Raw genomic sequence first — 14,895 nt, 5'->3', positions numbered from 1 at the left:
TTCTACTTTGTTAAAATAAATAATATGTAAACTACTCTTTGTAAGCATGATTTTTCATAGCTGTTTTAGCTTCTCTTTGAGCATCTTTTTCTTTTAAGCTCTCACGTTTGTCATGCTCGTTCTTCCCACGTGCTAATGCTATCTCAACTTTAGCAAGATTTTTGGCATTAAAATAGATCGCAAGTGGCACGATGGTGAGCCCATCTTTGGCTACTTTCATATCCCATTTGCGTAACTGTTTCATATGTAAAAGCAATTTTCGAGGAGCCCTCTCGTTGGGTGCATAGTTCAAATTTGCCGTTGATAAATGCGAAATATGTGCATTGAGCAAAAATGCTTCCCCTTTGATAATCTTTACAAATGAGTCTTTTAAGTTGACTCGACCTTGACGTATAGCCTTAACTTCACTACCTTGAAGCACAATACCCGCTTCAAGTTTTTCTAAAATTTCATAGTCATGGAACGCTTTTTTATTGCGTGCGACAGCTTCACCCATTAAAACACCTCTTTGAGTCTAAAAAAACTGCTTCCGCTACCACTAAAAAACCATCCTTCTTTGGCATAAGCGCCAAGTTCAGGGTATGCTTTTAAACATGCAGGGAAAAGATCGTTGAGCTCTTCTTTACTAAACCTACTCAACAATTCAGGGCTCTTTAGTGCAATCATTTTCAAAGACAAAGCTTGATCCATAGATTGCAAGAAATATTCCCTGTAGGTTTTATATACCAGCGCTGTATTACATGCAAGTGGTGGGGTAAAGACCTCGATACCGAGTGCTTTTTCATCGAATTTTTCGACGATCTCACCTATGCCACTGACATTAGCACTCGCATACTGCGAAGCAAAAAAAGGGACATCTGCACCGACTTCACTTCCAAGACGCATCAAATCATCCAGGCTCAACCCCAAACCAGCGATTTCATTGAGCATTTTTAAAAACGTGGCACTATCACTGCTTCCACCACCCAGACCAGAACCTGTGGGAATCACTTTTTTGACATCTAAAGCAAAATCGCGCATTACCTGCTCTATCTCTTTAGAAAAGCCGTTTTGTTTCAGTACCGTAAACGTACGATAAAGCGTATTGTGTTCTAATTCACAATTAAAATCACCTATCAATTCAAAAGATTTCGTACTTTTTTTCGGCACAAAGGCAAGCGTATCAAATAAAGAAGGCACAAGCATAAAACGTGAAAGCAATTCATGGTAATTGCCACGCTTACCGATAATTTTAAGAAAAATATTAACCTTTGCGTATGCTCGATACTCCATTATTTCAACTTCGCACTTAGGCTTGCAAGCGCACTATGATTCGTATTTTTACTTGCTTCAATATTGGATTCTTTAATCGCTTTTTCTAACTCTTCACGAAGAATTAGCATATCTTTAGGAGCATCAAAACCGAGTTTGACCACGCCTTTTGAAATTTCAATGACACGAACCGTAATATTTTCATTTAAAACAACACCTTCTCCGATTTTTCGTGTGAGAATTAACATGTTACGCCTTTAGCGATAGTGAATTTAGGAGGTATTCTACTCCATTTGCGCTGATTTCTACAACGCTAAGCATCTCATCAATGAGAATTTGATAAATGCCTTCTTCTTTATTTTCAAAATTTTGAGCACTGAGCTTTCGACCCAAAAGTATATCTTGCGGTTCACTCAGATAACGATTACACGGCAGGTCAAGGTACTCAAGTGGGTTCAATGCTTTTTCATGCTCATAGAAAAAATCGCCTTCATTTAGGCGTTCTAAAGCACTCAAACACCCACTAAACCCCAATTGCTCAGCGATGAGTGCCCCGATACTTCGCACATAGCCGCCCTCAGAAATGGTAATTTCAAAGGTTAAAAAAGGATGCGCATAGTGAACTAAATGGCAGTCATAAATCGTACTGGTGATAGCTTTAAGCTCAAACGCTTGATCAGCACGAGCAAGATCATACGCACGTTGTCCTTCGATCTTTTTAGCCGAATATTTTGGCGGTAAATAGGTCTTTTCACCCACCATACTTTGCAATACAAAGTTGACAGAATCAGGATGAAACGGCATCATCTGCTCAACATGTTCAATTTTTTCGATGTCCAATGTAGGGCTTGATGCACCCATCCAAAGCGTTGCTCGATATGTTTTGGGTGCTTTTTTCAAAAAACGAAACAATTTTGTAAACTGTCCAAAAGCGATAATTAAAACGCCCTGTGCGAAAGGGTCAAGCGTACCGGAAAAGCCCGCTTTTTTAACATTGTAACGTCTCTTAATACGACTTAAAAAATGGTTTGAAACCATACTGGCAGGTTTGTAGGCAACAAAAAGGCGGTTATCCACTATATCTTCTCCACAAATGAAGCTAAAATATCCCTTCGTGTTCCGCTAAAGTTGATCTGCAATTTAAACTCACGCCCTACTTTGCTCACTTCTGTAACACGCCCCATACCAAAAATTTTATGTTTGACAAGATCACCTTTTTTGAATGACGTTGTTTTTTCCAAAATGAGACTGCCTTCACATACGCCAGCTTCCTTAAGAAAACGACTTTTGGTAAGCTCAGTTCTGCGACCTTTGTAAAAACGACTTCCTGAGAAACTGAGCGTCAACTCTTTTTTTGCACGCGTAATGGCAACATACCCAAGCCGTCGTTCCTCTTCGATGTCGCTACCGTCTCCTATGAGTGGGAAAAATCCCTCTTCCAACCCAATAACAAACAGATACTCAAACTCCAAACCTTTACTCGCATGAATACTCATAATCGAGATATTCTCGCTGTCAATTTGATCTTGATCGCTCTGCAATGCCAGCTCATTTAAAAAATCATCCACACCCATTTGAGGGTTTTGTTTCACATAGTCACGGAAAAGTCCGTAAAACTCATCAATGTTAGAGAGCCGATCCAGAGAATCGGGTTGATTGTTATAATACTCTTTAATCGAAAACGACTCTTCGATTGCATCGATCATATCATAGGTTGAATTTTCTTGAATGCTTTGCATATGCGCAATGTTTTGAACAAACTCTTTAAGCGCCAACGAAGCTTTTTTGGTCGCTTCTTTTTCGATGGCACTTTCATTACACGTAATATACTCATAAATGGACTGGCGATTGTCATATGCTGATTTAATAATACGCTCAATCGTCACTTTGCCAAGCCCCCGTTTTGGGCGGTTAATAATGCGTTTGATGGAAAAGTCATCATGAGGATTGGCAATGACACGAAGGTAACTGATGACATCTTTGACCTCAGCACGTTCGTAGAACTTCACACCGCCGACCATATTGTAAGGAATTTTCTCTTTATTTAGCCCCTCTTCCAGTGAACGACTCAATGCGTTGATACGGTATAAAACAGCGATTTCATTTGGACTTACGCCACTTTCAATCAACTTTTTAATGCGCTTCGCGATGGAGAGTGCTTCTTGATTCTCATCGTGTGAGTCCATCACATCGATAGCTTTGCCTTCCCCCTTGGTACTTTCAAGTACCTTACCAATACGTCCACGATTGTGCTCGATTAAGTCATTTGCCGCTTTAAGGATTTGGGTTGTTGAACGATAGTTTTTCTCTAACTTGACAATTTTGACATTATCAAACGACTCGTGGAATTCCAAAATATTTTTAATATTAGCCCCACGCCATCCGTAAATGCTCTGGTCATCATCACCCACAACACAAAGGTTACTGTGTGTATGGCAAAGCTTGCGAAGCAATTTGTACTGAAGTTCGTTGGTGTCTTGGTACTCATCAACCATAATGTATTGATAACGCTTACTGACTTCCTCACACAAAGCATCATCGCCTTCTAAAATCTTATACGGAAGCACTAAAAGATCATCAAAGTCAACTAAGTTATTGGATTGTAAGTAGTCTTCGTATTGTTCATACAATTTTGCAATGACTTGGTAACTTTTTTGTTCCGCTTTTTCCCATGCTACTTTAGGGTCAATCAGCGAAGTTTTATAACGTGAAATCTCACTGGAAATCATTCCTGTTGAAAGTTCTGTGTTGGTGCTAAAGCTCTTCAAGATACGCTTCTTATCATCCGTATCAATAACCACAAAGCTGTTTTTACGCCCAATTTTTTCAATATGAAACTTTAAAAAAAGTAGCCCAAATTTATGAAAAGTACATAAAAGTGGTGGATAACTATGCTCTTCAATCATCGCCATAGCACGCTCTCGCATCTCACTGGCTGCTTTGTTGGTAAATGTCAGTGTTAACGTATTTGCAGGAGGAATGCCCAAAGAGAGCAAATAAGCTAAACGCGAAGTGATCGTTTTTGTCTTTCCACTACCTGCCCCTGCCAAGATAAGTACAGGACCATCTACACACTTTACCGCATCTTGTTGTGATTCGTTTAACATCGCTAAATCTTGCATAGGTTCATCTACTTTTTTATGATATAAATTGTATTTATTATAGCAAAAAAAGTTTAAGCAAAACTCCATTGACTTTTTACAGGCAATTCGCACATATATAAGGCTGTCTTTTGAAAAAAATGTCTTATCTTTGTACATTGTTTTTACTATTATTTTTCGTTATAATCGTTTACAGTTATAAAAGAAACTTATAAGGATAATTCAATGCTGAAAGATTTCTCTAAAGTAGAAACCTTTTTAACGGTTGTTCGCGAAAAAAGCTTCTCTAAAGCCTCTAAAAAGCTTGGAATTAGCCAACCTGCGGTCACACAACAAATCAAACTTTTAGAAGAGTACTTAGACATCCAAATTGTCGATCGTAAAAAAAATGGCATTAAACTTACCACTGCGGGAGAAGAACTCTATAAGGTGGCCATAAAGCTTGAAAGACACCTTTTAGCAGCAGAGCGTGAGATGCTTCGTTTGGTCAATAAAGAGGTTATTTTTGTCCTTGGGGCATCACCCGTCATTGGTAACTACATCTTGCCAGATTTTCTCAATGACATTCAAGAAGCTATTAAAAACAATGTTATGCTCAAAGTAGAAGATGCTGTCGAAATTACGGAAAAGCTTCTCGATAGGAAAGTTGATTTAGCCCTTATTGAAGCGCCTATTTTTCAAGAAGGCATTATTTATCGTGAGTGGTTAGAAGATGAACTTGTCATCACATCTCGCTCGCCTCTGCCTAAAATAGTTAAAAAAGAGGACTTGCTCTCGTACAATTGGATATGTCGTGAAGAAGAGTCTAACACACGTAAAATCATTCATGAAACATTTGAAAAAATGGATGTGGACTGTAAAAGTTTCAAAGTAAAAAGTATTGTTACAAGCTCAACAGCAGTAAAACATACGCTTATGAAAGCAAGCATTGAAGACACACCTACGGTTTCAATTCTCTCTAAACATATTATTGCGGATGAAGTGGAAAAAGGGCTTTTATACACAACAAAAATGAAAGGTTTAAAACTCACCCGTATGCTTTACCTCTGCTACATCAAAGATCGTAAACACGATGCGTTGATTGACAATGTTATCAACTACATCATGAGCAAACAAGACATTAAAGCCTAGACTACTTTTTAATCAACTTATGATTGTTGGGATTGGACATAAAAGCTTCCATAGAGCGTTTAAGTCCCGTTCCTTTCGGTACTTGAACAGTCACTTTAGGTGGTGTACTTAAATTGATAAAAATAGGGATTTCCTCAATGACAACTTGCAAAATTGCATCAAGAGGTAAACTGACTAAAGAACCAAAATTATCATTTCCAAAACCTGCTTCAAAGCTGATTCTGCCATTGTAAATTTGTGTACTTTCAAACGTATACCCCGCTAGAAAAAACATGGTAATAGGTTTGAAATTTTGACGAATTTCAGAAGGTAAAGCAGGATCAAATGTAACATCCGAGATATTGGTCAAAATCGAAAAATTGACCCCCCGTTTAAGCAACTGCTCCAACACCTCTTTGGCGTGTCTTTTCATCAATCCATGAAACTCTTCACTTCCCAGTAAGTCTTCAAGCATCGCACATTCCTTTAAACTCTTTTAAGAGGGATTCTATTTCAGAAATACCTAATTGCCAAAAATGCTCATCTTCAATATCAAAACCAAATTTTTTGATCAATTCTTTAGGACTTTGGCTTCCTCCAGCACTCAGAAAGCTGGTGTAGTTTTGTACAAAGAGTACTTTGTCACTTTTTTTATAAAGTCCATAAAGCGCTAAAACAAGTAACTGCCCATAACTGTAGGCATAACAGTAAAATGGAGAGTGAATAAAATGAGGTATATAACTCCACCAAAGGGTATAATCTTTAGAGAGTGTAATACTTTTACCAAACATTTTTTGGCTCTCTTCTATCCAAAATTTATTAAACGTATTAAGGTCTAATTCTCCCTCATGGGCATGCACTTTACGCTCAAAAGTTGTGAAGTTAATTTGACGATACAACGTGGAAAAAATATCTTCAATTTTACTGGCATACAAAGAACGTTTTTCACTTGCGCTCAAATGATCTTTAATCGCATCAAAAACAAGCATCTCAGCAAAAACGGAAGCTGTTTCCGAAGTTGTCAAAGGCGTATCACTGCCAAGATAACCTACATCACGAGAAAGATACTGATGGATAGCATGTCCCAATTCATGGGCAAGCGTGAAAAGATCCCGTCTCGTATCGGTATGATTTAAAAGGACATACGGATGGGTTGCAGGGGTTGCAGGATGTGAAAAAGCACCCCCTCGTTTTTTATCTTTAGGGAAAACATCAATCCACCCTTTTTCAAATGCCATCGAAGCAATATCATAAAATTTAGGATTAAACTTTTGAAAGGCATCGAGGACTATCTGTTTAGATGTTGCAAAATCATACGTTGCATTGGAATCTTCCAATGGCGCGTAACGGTCATACTCATAAAGTTCAGGTAGTCCCAAAAGTTTTGCTTTAGTAGCGTAGTAGTCTTGCACTAAATGAAAGCTACTCTCCGCACTTTTAACAAGAGCATCGACACTTTTTTGTGTAATTTTATTGTCCATATGGCGTGGTTGTTCAGCATTTTTATAACCACGAAGTTCACACTCACTGGCAAGATCGGTTTTAATCATATTGAAAATATAGGCAAGAAGGGGTTGATGTGGTTTTAAACCCTTTGTAAAAGCATTAGCCGCCTTCTTTCTGACGTTGCGGTCTGCATCTTGGAGCTTACTAAGGATCTCCTCTTCTGAGAGTTTTTCGCCCTCATATGCAAACTTCAAACGGCTAAAGTGTTCATCAAAAAGTCTACTAAATGCAGACGCAGAGGTCATCTCTTTTTTCAGAAGAATACGCTCTTCTTTTTGACTCAGCTGATACGGCTTTTCTTCCATCAACGACTCTAAATAATAGGTATACATCGGACTAGCTGCAATCAGTTCTTCTTGTTTTGGTTTGGAAAGTTTGTTAAACTCAAGTTCAAAAAAGAGAAGATTTTCAGCAATGTTGGTATGGGCTTGTTGATATTTAGCGTAAAACCCACCATTGTCACTGTTCGTGGCAAATTTTAAAAACGCGTAGGTCATAATGCGCCCTAACTTCTCATTGATTGCTTCATACTCGCGGATTGACTCTAAAAATTCGTTTACGTGTAACTCTTTAAGTTTCCCACGGCAAATACATTCAAGACTTTTTGCACGCGACGCGGCATCCTTTAAATCTGCTTCCAATAATGCTTCATTTTCGTACAGTGCTGAGAGATCCCAATTCAAATTTTAGTCCTTAATACATACATTTTCGATAATACAAAACCCTATAAGTGCATTCATTATAGCAAATTTCTCGGCTTTTTGAAGGCTTTTAAGGCTCAAAACTTCAGCTTTAAGCAGTCCACTGGCTAATAATCTTGCTCGGGTAGTGCCTTCTAAAAGAGGACGAAGTGGTGTTTTCCATTCGCCATCCAAGAAGAGCGCAATATTTGCAATACTCGTATCTTTGAGTTCGCCATTCCATGTAAACAGAACATCATCAACACTGGAGTTTAAATGTGTATTGAATGCTTCTCTATTGCAGTATTTAAACGCATAATCTATATTCGCTTCCACACAGGCAAATGTTTGAATACGGCGTGGAATGTAGGAAATATACTCAATCTTTTGAATCTGGGCGTCGTATTCAACCCGCACTCTACCTGTAAAATTTTGAGGTGGGGTTACGTATTCACTGAGTGTTATTTGATGCGTTTTCCCATACAATTCTTTTCGTGTTTTATCAAACCGTGCTTGGTGAAAGGTGAGATGTTGCACAGCTCCATCAACCGATTTTAATGTTTCAAAACACGGGAATATAGACTTTGTCACACAGTTCATCGTACTCCTTTGAAGCATCACTTAAAAGCGTTATGCCTCCACCACTTTTAAAGACATACCCCTCTTTCGCTTTTTCTAAAAAGCGGATCATCACGGCACTATCCAAACTCTCTCCATCATAGACGCCAAAAACACCTGTAAAAAAGCCTCGATCATACCCTTCAATACGCTCAATAATCTCCACACTGCTGCGTTTAGGCGTCCCACTGATCGAACCTGCTGGAAGCAATGTTGCGATAATATCTCCGACACGATCATGCCAATTTTCGTCCAATTTTCCTGTAATTTTGGAGCTAACTTGAAGAAGCTCTTTAGTGCCAGCTTGAATTTTTTCAATATAACGAAACTGCTCGACACGCACCTCTTTTGAGACCATAGAAAGATCATTGCGTAAAAGATCAACGACCATCACATGCTCCGCTTTTTCTTTTTCATCGGTTAAAATGATCTCTTCTGCCTTGTGAACAGATGCATCAATCGTACCTTTCATCGGATACGTACTAATCTGATTGGCTGCAATCTTAACAAAACGCTCAGGAGAAAAACAGACGAATTTTTCTTTATAACAGAGTTTAAATGGAGCATTCGCACTGTAAAAAAGGGTTTTAAGATCACAAGAGAGCTTTACGTCTGTAGGCGCTGTAAGATTAAGCATATACGTATTTCCCGCTTTAATCTCTTCGATGACTTCTTCAACATGTTGAGAATGATGTTTTTTGTTTGGATAATTTTTTTGCCAAACAAATTTTTGACATATAACATCATTCATAGCATTGGTTTGAGTTTGTAACTGGTATAAAATGTCGCTTTCTAATGTTGTTAAAGTAGCGACATAAAAGTGCTTGGCAGCATAGTCGATGACAAAGAAAAAAGGCTCTCGAATTTTTCCAAAAGCATTGAGTTTGGAAGCAAACTCAATGTTCAATCAATTTCTCCAAAACCGCCATTCGTACGGCTACACCGTTTTTAACTTGCTCTAAAATTTTTGAACGTGGATCTTTCATCATAAAATCATCCACATCAACATTGCGGTGTACGGGACCTGGATGAAGGATGATAATGTCACGATCTCCCATCAATTTTGACGTAATACAAAAATCAGTTCCATAGTCCTTGAGTGATGCGTAAATCTGATTGGCATGACGCTCCGTTTGAGCACGTAAACTCATAATAACATCAACTTCATCAATGACCTCTTCAATACGGTGATACACACGAAGATCTGTTTGAGGAAGGAAATGCGGTGGTCCTACCAAAATCACTTCAACACCCACACGAGCCAAAAGCTCGATATTGCTATTCGCAACACGTGAATTTTTAATATCGCCAACAATCGCTACTTTCTTGCCTCTAACATCACCAAAATGGCGTTTCATGGTAAAAAGATCCAATAATGCTTGTGTTGGGTGCGCGTGAGCGCCGTCTCCGCCATTGACAATCGGGCAATTGACATAGTTGGCTAAGATGTGTGGCACACCTGAGCTTTTATGACGCACCACAATGGCATCAGGCCCCATCGCATCGAGGTTTGCCGCGGTATCAAAAAGGGTCTCGCCTTTGCTAGAAGAGCTACGTGAGACATCAAGACTCACGACCATCGCACCAAGGCGTTTTGCCGCTATTTCAAAACTACTGCGTGTTCTGGTTGAATTTTCAAAAAAGATGGTGATGACCGTTTTGTTTTTCAAAATTTCTCGTGGTTTTTCATCCAAAAATTCTGTTGCACGTTCAAGCAACTGCTCTATCTCTTCCAACGAAAAATCTCGTGTATTAATCAAATGGTTCACGCACCGCTCCTTGATGATTTTGCAAAAATAATAACAAATTTTGACTGTAAGTTTCGTTAACACTTCATTCAAATCACTGTGCTACAATTCGAAAAAAAGGAGAATACATGAAAAAAATCTTTTATGCGCCACTTCTACTTTTAGGTCCTCTCCTTTATGCAGAGAGTATGAGCTTTCAAGAAGAGGTTCGCGTTATTACAAGTAAGCCAGAATATCGCATGGTCACATCTCGTGTTCCTTATCAAGAGTGCTGGGATGAACAAATTGAAACACACTATGCTCCTGCACCTCAAAGTAACGATGGTAGCGGTGTTGTGGGTGGCGTTCTTGGCGGTGTTGCAGGTGGTGTTTTAGGGCATCAAATTGGCAGTGGTAGAGGCAATACAGCCGCAACTGTGGGTGGTGCGATTGTGGGAACATTGGTAGGTAAAAATTTGGCTGAGCAAAACAGTTATTCGCCACCTCCTCCTCCAACGTATCGCACAGAAAGACGTTGTACAACCCGTTATGAGGAGAAAAGTGCAGAAAAATTTATGGGATACCGCAATACGGCAACCTATAAAAATCAATCTATTGTGAAATATTCTGACCAACCACTAGAGTTTATCCACATTACTGTCACGGTAAACTACTAAACTCTCAATAATTTCATTCATATTTTCTTGGAGTGAAAGCACTCTGCCAAATAGTTTTTTGAAAAATGGCAGAGTGATTTCATCAAAAGAGCCACGATCTTCTTTAAAATTAATACACCACTCATAATCATCAACCCCCAAACTATCCAAAAGATGAAGATTGAGTAAGACATCGTTGATGCACCCTAATTTATCGTGCCCAACAAGCAATGTTTTAGCATTAAAGAGACGAATAAAATCGTACATGTAAAGGTCTTCTTCTATGGGGACTAAAAGTCCACCAGCCCCTTCAATAAGGACAATATCACACAACGCTTCAATCTTCGCATAAGCGCTCTCCAACAGCTCAAGACTCACCTTCTTACGCCCTTTTGCAACATAAGGTGCAGCGGGAAGTTCAAATTGATACGGTGTAATATCACGGAGTTTAAGGACTTCAAGTGCAGGATTAAGGCGCTTAGCAGTTTCAAATAACAGTGTAGCATCTTGAGGATGTGTCACAACACCCGTTTCAATAGGCTTCATTACACCTACTTTTAATCCTTTGGCAGACAAGGCTTCAAGAAGTTTGAGTGTGGTATAGGTTTTGCCAACATCGGTATTGGTCGCAGTAATAAAAATTGGAGGGTATTTCATGAGAACTCTTTTTTGCGTTATTATAACAAAAAAGCCTTAGAGAAGGCGCTAAGAAAGCGCCTTTCTTCATACATTAACCCAGTAAATAACGTGTTAAAAAAGCAAGAGAAGCCGCTACAATGTGCGGTGCTCCATACAGAAAAGTTGCAAAAACTTGTACTAAAATACTTTTTTTAAGCTTCATTCCAAAAATAAACAATGTCCCGATAAACGTCGTTGCAAAAATATAAGAGAGCGCATGGGTTAACCCATAACTAGGATCGTGCTTTAAGCTTACCAGAAACAGTGTAATAACATAGGTTGCAATAAAAAAGCCTATGATATTGGGAAGCGTTTCATAGCGTTGAAACTTCTCGTAAAAGTCTTCAATGCTTGGATTGGGCAAGCCAGCAGCTTCTTTGAGTTTTTTAGATGCGATAGCTCTTTTTTCAAAAAAAAGAAACGCAATCAAGCTGAAAACAACACCAAGTGGAACAATCAAAAATAACGCATCCATACCAAACTCCTTGTGACAATTTCGTGATACAAGATGATTGTAACGATGGTTTGTTTGTTGGTTGCTTAAAAGGATTAATTAATGATAATTTAGTCTATTTAAATCGTACTGGAACACAAAAGTCCAAATCAAACGACTCATCAGCATTGATAAAATGGTTTTCGAGGTAGAGAGCAAAAGAAGGCAGTGCCGCTTTTTCATAAATACTTTTAGGTAACCATTCGTGGTAGATCACATCCATAAACTTTTTAAGATCCCCATAAACACCTTGCAATGAAAAAACCGCACAAAACGTTTGAGGAATACACATGACACCAATTTCGCCACTTCGGTAAAATTTTTTTCCAACAGGAAGCTCTAAACATGCCACGTAATGGCACTGAGCAGACTCGACAAAGCGTGGATTACTGTGATGTAAGCCTATCATGCGCTGTTGATTAAAATCGATTCCCTGACGCAATGACCACTCTTGAAGCTTTAACCACGCCATTTTAATGCTTCGATCATACCCTTTATGTCTTACGTACGCAACATCAAAACTAGGCATCGAACAAATTTTTACTTGTAACGGTTTATGCGAAAAACTCAAGTCTCTGTTTTCGTTAGCAATATCTACCTCACGCCATTTGGTAGGCGTAACACCAAAATTTTCTTTAAAGGCTTGTGAAAAAGAGGCATTGGATGTAAACCCAACTTCATGCATAATATGCGTAATCGTAGCATCAGGATTAAAAAGCAAAAGGTTAGCAGCATGTTCAAGTTTAACACGCTTAATGTAAGCATGTAAACTCTCTTTGGTAAGATCTTTAAAAATGCGATTAAAATGAAACGGTGATGTTGCAACTAACGTCGAAAGCTCATCCACAGAAAAATTCTTTTCAATATCTCCGTGAATGTAAAACAGTACTTCATTCACACGTTCAATATGGTCATTTTTAGTCATCTGTTTCATAAAACAATTATAGCACAAATGGACAAAACAAATCCCTCATTTTATGTGGCAATGCAGATGACTGAACGCTATAATACGATACATTTTTTATAAAGGCTAAGTCAATGCAAACTAAATTTGCAAAACGTGTTACCACAGCATCACGTTCATTTACACGTACTATCTTAGATTTAACGGCGCAAAGCTCCATTATTTCGTTTGCAGGAGGACTTCCAGATGCAGCACTTTTTCCACGAAAGAACATCGAGAAACATGCAAAAGAGCTCTTTGAAACAGCAGACAATCGCTTGTTTCAATACAGCAATGCATCAGGAGTTGAAGCGCTTAAAGTAGAAATTGCTAAAAAATATACCCATACAACATCGGCAGAAATTATGTTGACCAATGGCTCACAACAAGGGCTTGATTTGGTATGTAAAACATTTTTAGATGAAAAAGATTGTATTATCGTTGAAGACCCAAGTTACCTTGCTGCACTTGGACTTTTTCATATGTACAACGCTACGATTAAAGCCGTTCCACTCACTTCTAAGGGTGTCGATACAGAAGCGTTGGAAATTTTATTTAGAGATTATTCACCAAAATTTTTCTATACAATTCCTATTTTTCAAAATCCAACAGGCTATTCTTACACATTGGAAAATCGTAAAGAAGTTGTACGAATTGCCCAAAAATACAATGTCATTTTACTTGAAGATAGCCCATATGAAGCACTTCGATATGATGGTGTACAAACTACGGCATTTGCTGATTTATTGCCTGAACTCACTATTGCCTTGGGTACATTTTCAAAAACACTCGCCCCTGATTTTCGCATCGGTTGGATGAGGGCACCTAAAGAAATTATCAGCGCATTAACGCTTAGTAAAGAAAGTACAGATTTACAAAACTCAAAGTTTTTTCAACATATTTGTGCGTTAATGATGCAAAGTGGTGAACTGCAAGAGCACACCAAAACGTTGATCGAATACTACCGTCCAAAACGCGATGCGATGGTAAAAGCACTGCATGAACTTTTCGGAGATAGCATTGAATTTATCGTACCAGAAGGTGGTATGTTTATTTGGGTAAACTTTAAAAAATGCGATGACAGTATGAAGCTTTTTGATGTGGCTATTAAACAAGGTGTAGCGTTCGTTCCAGGAAGTGTGTTTTTTGCGGATAAACGTATCAGCTCTTACGGAAGGCTCAACTATACTAATTCAAGCTTAGAACAGATTGCAGAGGGTGTACAAAAACTCTTTGAAGCGTATCAAAACCTAAGCTAAATTCCCATTTTACAGACAATGCTGCCAAGGCTTGCCCCAACAGCACGGGCTACCACATTACATTTCACTTTAAAAAGAAAGAAAATAGGTAGCCCTTTAACTTCACCTAAACACTCATAATTCCCCATGCCTTTGGAAATAATACACTCGGCTCTTTCAAAAATTCCACGTGCATTTTCATTCATCAGCTCCAACACAAGCCCGGGAGTCGGCACGCCACTATCAACGATGTTTGCAACTTCATCCATTCCAGAAGCCTGTGCATCTTTAGAGATAAGGTCATTAATAATAGGTCGCCCTCGTACAAAATAGTAAACATCAAGGCTAGGAAAAAGCTCTTTGATAGTTTGAATATAAAGCTTATCAAAAATCTCTTCACCGGCATTATCCGCTAAATAAACCAATGTTTTTGTGTTACGTAATTGTGCCTCAAGAGCTTTAAAATCATCAATAGCAAACGGAGTATGATAGATTTTTTCAAGCTCCTCTTCAAGATCATAGAGCATCACAGCAGCTAAATCAATCACATTACCCGCAACGGCTGTTTTCGTTGCTTCAAAGAGTTTATTAGAACTTGCCTCAATTTTCTGCTTGCATAAAGGAATAAAAGCTTTAGCTTTGAAAGAAGAGTCTTGTTTAAATTCAGCGTACAAATCTTCCACGTTCAATAATGATGCCATTGCTTCATACAAAGGAGCCGCATTGTGAGGAGGTGTTTGATTCATATCAAATATTTTGATCTGCTGATGTGCTAAAACATCAATCGCTTGACGCTGTATATCCGTTACATGTAAAATATCACAGACACGCTTTGTTTGATCATAAATACAAGTTAAACAATGTTCGTGTAGTTTCATGAATTTCTTTTAAAGT

Annotated in this window: 17 protein-coding genes; 3 read left to right on the top strand and 14 right to left on the bottom strand. The window is 38.5% G+C overall.

Annotated features, from left to right (window positions below; genetic code table 11):
- Nucleotides 1-31: 31 nt before the first annotated feature.
- Genes smpB through V7Q04_RS10945 form a run of 5 tightly spaced genes read right to left on the bottom strand, consistent with a single transcriptional unit; the run spans nt 32 to nt 4,373 of the window.
- Nucleotides 32-496 (bottom strand): SsrA-binding protein SmpB, encoded by a 465-nt coding sequence (smpB, locus tag V7Q04_RS10965; protein ID WP_333805139.1) that lies wholly within the window; start codon nt 494-496, stop codon nt 32-34.
- Complete coding sequence (locus V7Q04_RS10960) at nt 496-1,272, bottom strand: 4-(cytidine 5'-diphospho)-2-C-methyl-D-erythritol kinase (RefSeq protein ID WP_333805138.1); 777 nt, start codon at nt 1,270-1,272, stop codon at nt 496-498. Before V7Q04_RS10960 ends, smpB begins: the two co-directional genes overlap by 1 nt.
- Nucleotides 1,272-1,499, bottom strand: a complete 228-nt coding sequence (csrA, locus tag V7Q04_RS10955) for a carbon storage regulator CsrA (protein WP_333805137.1) — start codon at nt 1,497-1,499, stop codon at nt 1,272-1,274. Before csrA ends, V7Q04_RS10960 begins: the two co-directional genes overlap by 1 nt.
- A 1-nt stretch (nt 1,500) precedes the next feature.
- A complete protein-coding gene (truB, locus tag V7Q04_RS10950; protein WP_333805136.1) occupies nt 1,501-2,328 on the bottom strand; it encodes a tRNA pseudouridine(55) synthase TruB in 828 nt (275 codons plus the stop codon).
- Nucleotides 2,328-4,373, bottom strand: a complete 2,046-nt coding sequence (locus V7Q04_RS10945; RefSeq protein ID WP_333805135.1) for an ATP-dependent helicase — start codon at nt 4,371-4,373, stop codon at nt 2,328-2,330. The genes truB and V7Q04_RS10945 overlap by 1 nt, the downstream gene beginning before the upstream one ends.
- Nucleotides 4,374-4,577: 204 nt before the next feature.
- Between V7Q04_RS10945 and V7Q04_RS10940 the strand changes: the two genes are divergently transcribed.
- The gene (locus V7Q04_RS10940; RefSeq protein WP_333805134.1) at nt 4,578-5,483 is read left to right on the top strand and encodes a LysR family transcriptional regulator; all 906 of its coding nucleotides are present in this window, start codon (nt 4,578-4,580) and stop codon (nt 5,481-5,483) included.
- Between the two features lies 1 nt (nt 5,484).
- Here V7Q04_RS10940 and V7Q04_RS10935 read toward each other — a convergent pair whose 3' ends face one another.
- Genes V7Q04_RS10935 through V7Q04_RS10915 form a run of 5 tightly spaced genes read right to left on the bottom strand, consistent with a single transcriptional unit; the run spans nt 5,485 to nt 10,035 of the window.
- Entirely contained in the window at nt 5,485-5,937 is a 453-nt protein-coding gene (locus V7Q04_RS10935) for a hypothetical protein (protein ID WP_333805133.1), read from the bottom strand.
- Nucleotides 5,930-7,651 (bottom strand): M3 family oligoendopeptidase, encoded by a 1,722-nt coding sequence (locus V7Q04_RS10930; protein WP_333805132.1) that lies wholly within the window; start codon nt 7,649-7,651, stop codon nt 5,930-5,932. The genes V7Q04_RS10935 and V7Q04_RS10930 overlap by 8 nt, the downstream gene beginning before the upstream one ends.
- Before the next feature lie 3 nt (nt 7,652-7,654).
- The gene (locus tag V7Q04_RS10925; protein ID WP_333805131.1) at nt 7,655-8,248 is read right to left on the bottom strand and encodes an aminotransferase class IV; all 594 of its coding nucleotides are present in this window, start codon (nt 8,246-8,248) and stop codon (nt 7,655-7,657) included.
- Entirely contained in the window at nt 8,211-9,173 is a 963-nt protein-coding gene (locus V7Q04_RS10920; protein ID WP_333805130.1) for an aminodeoxychorismate synthase component I, read from the bottom strand. The genes V7Q04_RS10925 and V7Q04_RS10920 overlap by 38 nt, the downstream gene beginning before the upstream one ends.
- Nucleotides 9,163-10,035: an aspartate carbamoyltransferase catalytic subunit gene (locus V7Q04_RS10915; protein ID WP_041958247.1), complete on the bottom strand. Its 873-nt coding sequence runs from the start codon at nt 10,033-10,035 to the stop codon at nt 9,163-9,165. The genes V7Q04_RS10920 and V7Q04_RS10915 overlap by 11 nt, the downstream gene beginning before the upstream one ends.
- Before the next feature lie 107 nt (nt 10,036-10,142).
- On the opposite strand from V7Q04_RS10915, the gene V7Q04_RS10910 reads away from it, so the two are divergent.
- A complete protein-coding gene (locus V7Q04_RS10910) occupies nt 10,143-10,670 on the top strand; it encodes a glycine zipper 2TM domain-containing protein (protein ID WP_333805129.1) in 528 nt (175 codons plus the stop codon).
- Here V7Q04_RS10910 and bioD read toward each other — a convergent pair.
- The 3 genes from bioD to V7Q04_RS10895 all read right to left on the bottom strand — a co-directional run bounded on the left by bioD (nt 10,632) and on the right by V7Q04_RS10895 (nt 12,745).
- The gene (gene bioD / locus V7Q04_RS10905) at nt 10,632-11,306 is read right to left on the bottom strand and encodes a dethiobiotin synthase (RefSeq protein WP_333805128.1); all 675 of its coding nucleotides are present in this window, start codon (nt 11,304-11,306) and stop codon (nt 10,632-10,634) included. The genes V7Q04_RS10910 and bioD overlap by 39 nt on opposite strands.
- Before the next feature lie 73 nt (nt 11,307-11,379).
- Nucleotides 11,380-11,802: a hypothetical protein gene (locus V7Q04_RS10900; RefSeq protein WP_333805127.1), complete on the bottom strand. Its 423-nt coding sequence runs from the start codon at nt 11,800-11,802 to the stop codon at nt 11,380-11,382.
- 94 nt (nt 11,803-11,896) lie between these two features.
- On the bottom strand, nt 11,897-12,745 hold the full coding sequence (locus V7Q04_RS10895; RefSeq protein WP_333805126.1) for an AraC family transcriptional regulator: 849 nt from the start codon (nt 12,743-12,745) through the stop codon (nt 11,897-11,899).
- A gap of 113 nt (nt 12,746-12,858) precedes the next feature.
- Between V7Q04_RS10895 and V7Q04_RS10890 the strand changes: the two genes are divergently transcribed.
- Complete coding sequence (locus V7Q04_RS10890; RefSeq protein ID WP_333805125.1) at nt 12,859-14,022, top strand: aminotransferase-like domain-containing protein; 1,164 nt, start codon at nt 12,859-12,861, stop codon at nt 14,020-14,022.
- On the opposite strand, the gene V7Q04_RS10885 is transcribed toward V7Q04_RS10890, so the two are convergent.
- Nucleotides 14,019-14,879 (bottom strand): damage-control phosphatase ARMT1 family protein, encoded by an 861-nt coding sequence (locus V7Q04_RS10885; protein ID WP_333805124.1) that lies wholly within the window; start codon nt 14,877-14,879, stop codon nt 14,019-14,021. The genes V7Q04_RS10890 and V7Q04_RS10885 overlap by 4 nt on opposite strands.
- Nucleotides 14,880-14,895 lie beyond the last annotated feature (16 nt).

It is taken from the genome of Sulfurospirillum sp., assembly GCF_036802865.1.
Lineage (GTDB): Bacteria > Campylobacterota > Campylobacteria > Campylobacterales > Sulfurospirillaceae > Sulfurospirillum.
Note: the sequence above shows the minus strand (reverse complement) of the source record. Positions and strands in the feature narration are given on the sequence as shown.